Source organism: Butyrivibrio sp. (assembly GCF_024699075.1).
Map to the genome: position 1 here is coordinate 1 of NZ_JAILQF010000099.1, position 3,107 is coordinate 3,107.

The following is a 3,107-nucleotide window of genomic DNA, read 5'->3' on the forward strand; positions in this document are numbered from 1 at the left end:
ATCAAAGAAAAACTCCTCAAATAGTAGTTCGGAAAGCGATGCAACTAGTACAGGTTCTTCATCAACAGGAAATAATACAGCACCTGCAGCTGATCCATATGCAGAGTATAAGACAGGTGATCCCGAAGTGGATGCAGAAATTGATAGATTGTTTGAAGAATATGGTGATGACTTATCTGAGAGCTATGAAGATGAAAATTTTAGTTGGGAAAATGCATCTAACACTACTAGAAGGGCATTATCTAGAATAGTAGAAGTTGATCTTGAGAAGATAGAATACTCTTTTTCTGATGATGAATGTGCAAATTGTTTAGAGAGAGTTGAAACGATTCTAACTTATATGGTTACGCTTCAAGGATCTTCTGATCAAACAGTATTTAATAGTGGTTATTTAAACGAAATGTATGGTTACATGACTAATGGAATTGCAAAAAACTATATTAATGAGTTTGGGGCTCTACAGCGTTCTGATTATGATTATATTCAAGGATATTCATTGCCAGAAATATGGATTGATAGAGCTGGAGTATGTTTTGGATTTGAAGATGGATATGGAAATGTGACAGAAATGTTATACCATACGTCTATAGCTCGAACCAATAAATACATAGATAAATGTGAAAAAGAAAATCCTGGTTGTTTTGATCATTTAAAAAATGATATTGGATTTGATAATAATTATATAGTTTCTATGTATATGGATTGTAAAAATTCATATGATATGACGCTGATAGATAAGTTAGCCAAGACAGATGGGAACTATTCTGATGTTTTTGTGGTAGATCCCGAAAAGATAAGTACTGAATGTTCATACAGATTGGCAGATTATTCATATCAATTATTATCAAAAGAGGAATATAATGAATATTTGAATTATGCTAATGGTATTCTTGTTCCCGGAGTGAAATACCCTGAAAGTGATGAGTATGCTAAGGGGTATCTCGAAATAATGACTATTTATAGTGGAGATATAGCAGAGAAGTTAAAAAAAGGTGCATGGACTAAAGTAAACAATAACATTAGCTATTATGATGAGGAACTTGATCATCAGCTGTTTTTGGCTAATAGCAATGAAGCTTTTTGGACTAAAGTTTACTATGAATATGATGAGGGAGGATTGGGACAGCGTAGTACTGTGTGTTATGATGCCTCTGAGAGACAACCCGGAGATGATTTCAATACCTATATGCCATATTTGACGATGATTCCGAGTTCATATGGTGGTAATCTGCCATTTTTTGACGAACAGGGTCAGATGCAGTTTTATTATAACGTTAAAGCGACTCATTACTATGGTTATGATTCGGTTGAAGATATTACTACATCTAAAGATACACATCTGCTAAATGCAGGAAGTCTTGATTTTATTAAGGGTCTTGAGGATTATGATGATAACTGGTTAGAAGAGCTTGAAAGGAAGAGAAGAGAAAAACTGACCAGTCAATCAGAAGATACAGTAATAGCTATAGTTAAAGCAATTAATCCGCAGGTTGGAACGCTTCTTGCTATCAGTAAAGAGATTTATGAAAGCGATATGCTGGGAACCGGTAAAACTGCTGCAGAGGCAATCAAAACATATTATGATGGGGCACCAGATGGAGCTGTTATAGGAGGAAGACTGACAGCGGCCGGACTTGATGCATATGTAAAATTTACCAAAATACAGGAGGAGTATGAAGAAACTAAAAAAAGAATTGATGCTACTACAAAATTGATGTTGGGCTATTCTGCTGTTTCAGGCAGCCCGAAAGTGTCTATTTCAGAGTATTCTAATATTCGTGAATATGTAAGATGGAGTAGTTTGGGTATTAATGCTATTTACAAAGATGCTGAAATTACAGGTGACTTTGTTGATCATACAGGACAGCCTTACAATACAGCCTGTAGCCTTTTGGAGGCCCATAGAGAAGATGTTATAAATATGGCTTACAAAGACCTGGAAGATGATACAGTATCGTATACACAGGAGCAGGTTACTCAGGCTTATAATTCTCTTATACGTTCCAATGCCGGAGATAATGATAATTATCCAGTAGGAGACTATAAAGCAATTCAGGATATTCCATATGACCTATTTTTGGCGCTAGTAAAAGCTTGCGACAAATTTCTACCGTCGGATAAAACTATAGAATCTGCTTATAACAAAGCAGTAGGAAATATTTAAAAAGAAAGGTGGAGCAGATGAAAAATAAAATGCTCATAATTGTAGCATTAGCATGTACTATATTGGGGGTGATTTATTTTGTGCGCAATATCAAGGAGCTTAATGGAATAGATTTCACATACGAATTCAATGACAATGGTGTGACCGTAACTCAGTATAAAGGGTCAGATAAGGACATTAAAATACCATCTTTCTTTTGGTTTTGGAAAGTTACAAAGATTTCAAATATCGGGTATCCGGAAGCAGAAAGTGTATATATTCCTGATACAGTTACATATGTGGAGGAAGCTTTATTTAAGGATTATGTCAATCTTACATCTGTCAGACTTTCTGAAAACTGTACCAGAGTAAGCGATTGGATGTTCGATAATTGTAATAAGCTTGTCAGCATTAATATACCTGATAATGTTACAAATATTGGTGCTTATGCATTTAGAGATTGTACCAGTCTGAAAACAGTAAAGTTTTCTGATCAAATATGGTATATACAGCAGTTTGCATTTATGAATTGTACGTCACTGGATAATGTCGTTCTTCCGAATGGCTTAGAAGAGGCAGGGATTTGTATTTTTGAAGGATGTACCGGTCTAAGGAGTGTAACATTATCGGAATCATGCAGTATTATTACAAGCGGAATGTTTTTAAATTGCTCATCCTTGGAAAGCTTGTACATCCCGGATTGTGTTACAGCTGTGCTATATTTGGACGCCTTCAAGGGATGTACTTCATTAAAATCAATAAAAGGTGGTAAGAATTTGTGTGGATACGACTGGGGACAGGCTAAAGAGTACTTTGCTGATGCACCTTGGTATCAGGAGGAGTTTGCCATGTTTGGCGATTATACTCTTGCCAGATATAACGGGAATGAAAAAGAGGTTGTAATTCCCGATGGGGTTAAAATAATATGGGCAACAGCATTTGATGGATTGGATATAGACAAAGT

2 protein-coding genes are annotated in these 3,107 nt (G+C 35.6%); both read left to right on the forward strand.

Features of this window, described 5'->3' with window-relative positions:
* The coding region (locus K6G87_RS03885; RefSeq protein WP_296834157.1) for a hypothetical protein at positions 1–2,164 on the forward strand (2,164 nt) is incomplete at its 5' end.
* Between the two features lie 80 nt (positions 2,165–2,244).
* The coding region (locus tag K6G87_RS03890; protein WP_296834159.1) for a leucine-rich repeat domain-containing protein at positions 2,245–3,107 on the forward strand (863 nt) is incomplete at its 3' end.